The organism is Methanobrevibacter sp., assembly GCF_045577275.1.
Classification (GTDB): Archaea; Methanobacteriota; Methanobacteria; order Methanobacteriales; family Methanobacteriaceae; genus Methanobrevibacter.
This window is the reverse complement of record NZ_JAZNIB010000199.1, coordinates 1-1,868: the sequence shown is the minus strand read 5'-3', so window position 1 is coordinate 1,868 and position 1,868 is coordinate 1. Positions and strand designations below refer to the sequence as shown.

General features: G+C 31.5%; 3 protein-coding genes and 1 pseudogene. 3 read left to right on the top strand and 1 reads right to left on the bottom strand.

All coding sequences use genetic code 11. From position 1 onward, the window contains the following. A pseudogene (locus tag ACKI67_RS05895) lies at nt 1-176 on the bottom strand (glycosyltransferase family 1 protein); the annotation flags it as partial. A gap of 235 nt (nt 177-411) precedes the next feature. Here ACKI67_RS05895 and ACKI67_RS05890 point away from each other — a divergent pair. The 3 genes from ACKI67_RS05890 to ACKI67_RS05880 all read left to right on the top strand — a co-directional run. Then, nucleotides 412-870: a ribonuclease domain-containing protein gene (locus tag ACKI67_RS05890; protein WP_407462511.1), complete on the top strand. Its 459-nt coding sequence runs from the start codon at nt 412-414 to the stop codon at nt 868-870. 28 nt (nt 871-898) lie between these two features. Beyond that, the gene (locus ACKI67_RS05885; protein WP_407462510.1) at nt 899-1,201 is read left to right on the top strand and encodes a barstar family protein; all 303 of its coding nucleotides are present in this window, start codon (nt 899-901) and stop codon (nt 1,199-1,201) included. 197 nt (nt 1,202-1,398) lie between these two features. Further along, the coding region (locus tag ACKI67_RS05880; protein WP_407462509.1) for a threonyl-tRNA synthetase editing domain-containing protein at nt 1,399-1,868 on the top strand (470 nt) is incomplete at its 3' end.

Here is a 1,868-nt window from a genome sequence, read left to right as displayed (position 1 = left end):
ACCTTATTCCATTCTATATTATTCTTTTTAAACAATAATCCTGGAGCAGACTCATCCAAAGCGATTTCACAATCATATCCTCTTTTTTCGAGTGCATTGTAAACATTCAATGCTGTACCGGCATCTCCACCTATGCCTCTTCCAGTTACAATGATCAATATCTTCTTCTTACCCACAAGGATTCCTCTCTAAAAATGAAAAGTAAAAATAAATTGCTAAAAATAAAAATTAGCTTTTATGATTTTTTCTAGTTATATTTTATATCCATCATATTTTATATAGTTTAAGAAAAATTAATTTGATTAAGGAATAATTTGATAACTAAAGAATGGATGGAATATTCATGTCCTGAACTAAATTTAAAGAAAACTTAATAAAAAGGAACAATAAAAATTAATTCAAGGGATTATTATGAAAAATTGGAAAATAATTGGACTGATATTAATCATCCTGCTTGCTGCTGTTGCAGTAAGCGGTTGCATTGGAGATGATTCAGACTCTGGCTCATCATCACTCAATGTGGATGAAATCAATATTTCAGAAGACGGAACATACGACTCAAAAGAAGAAGTTGCAGCCTATTTAACCACATATCACAAGCTTCCTTCCAATTATATCACTAAAGGTGAGGCAAAAGCTCTTGGATGGCATGGCGGAAGCGTAGAAAAATATGCTCCTGGAAAATGCATTGGAGGGGACACCTTTACAAATCGTCAATCCATATTGCCTATAACCCATGAGTACAAGGAATGTGATATTGACACTTTAGGAGCATCAAGCAGAGGCCCTAAAAGGATAGTTTATTCAACTGATGACTTTGAAGTTTACTATACTGGAGACCATTATGCAAGCTTTGAGCATCTAACATAAATTCATAGCCTGCAAGCAAATTGATACTATGACAAATAAACTATTGGAAAAGAGAAGACTTAGAAAAAAACTAAAGAAGATGATAGATAACATGAATGAAATAGTCTTGTATGGGGAAGAAATGAAAGAGAATCCCCATGAATACATTAAGGAAAAACTGGATTTCCCAGAATATTATGGAGAAAATCTTGATGCATTATACGATTGTCTTTGTGAATTGCCTGATAAAATCATCATTATCAAGGACAGTTCAATTCTTGATGAAGACCTAATAGCTACTTTTAAGGATGCATCAGTAGAAAATCCTGATTTGAAATTAATTTTAGATTAATGCCCATTAATCTAAATTCTTTTTTTCTTTTTAATTCAATTTAGTTTTAATTAAATTCTGATTTTAGATTCAAAATCATGTATTTTGAAATCACGATTATTACTAATAATTAAATAATATAAAAAATAAAGTTATAATATTATTGTGTATATAATATTTATCAATAAATTATTTTTAAAACAAAAACTGGTGAAAATATGAGAGTTTTACTTATTCACTCTGATTATATAAAATATCAAGTAAAAAACAAAACTCCAGTAGCTGAAGAAATCGAAGAAGCTCAAAAAAATGGGGCTTTTGATGAAGCTTTAGTTGTTTTCTCATCCATTGAAAAAGAGGACGAAGAAAACCCAAGCGCTATTGTCAAGAATTTAGTTGCTGAAGTTATTAAAACCAATGCAGAAGTCAATGCAGAAAAAGTAGTCTTATACCCTTATGCACACTTATCTTCTTCTCTTGGTGCTCCTAAAGTGGCAGTTCAAATATTGAAAGATGCTGAAGCTGCTCTTAAGGAAGAAGGTTTAGATGTATTTAGAGTACCATTCGGTTGGTATAAGGCATTTGAAATTTCTTGTAAAGGACACCCATTATCTGAACTTTCAAGAACCATCACTGCAGATGTCGAAGAAGAGGAAGAAAAGGAAGAGAAAAAGCCATCCACCTGGTT

Coding starts and splice junctions, on each gene's coding strand:
- ACKI67_RS05890 (WP_407462511.1), top strand. CDS start 412: ATGAAAAATTGGAAAATAATTGGACTGATATTAATCATCCTGCTTGCT.
- ACKI67_RS05885 (WP_407462510.1), top strand. CDS start 899: ATGACAAATAAACTATTGGAAAAGAGAAGACTTAGAAAAAAACTAAAG.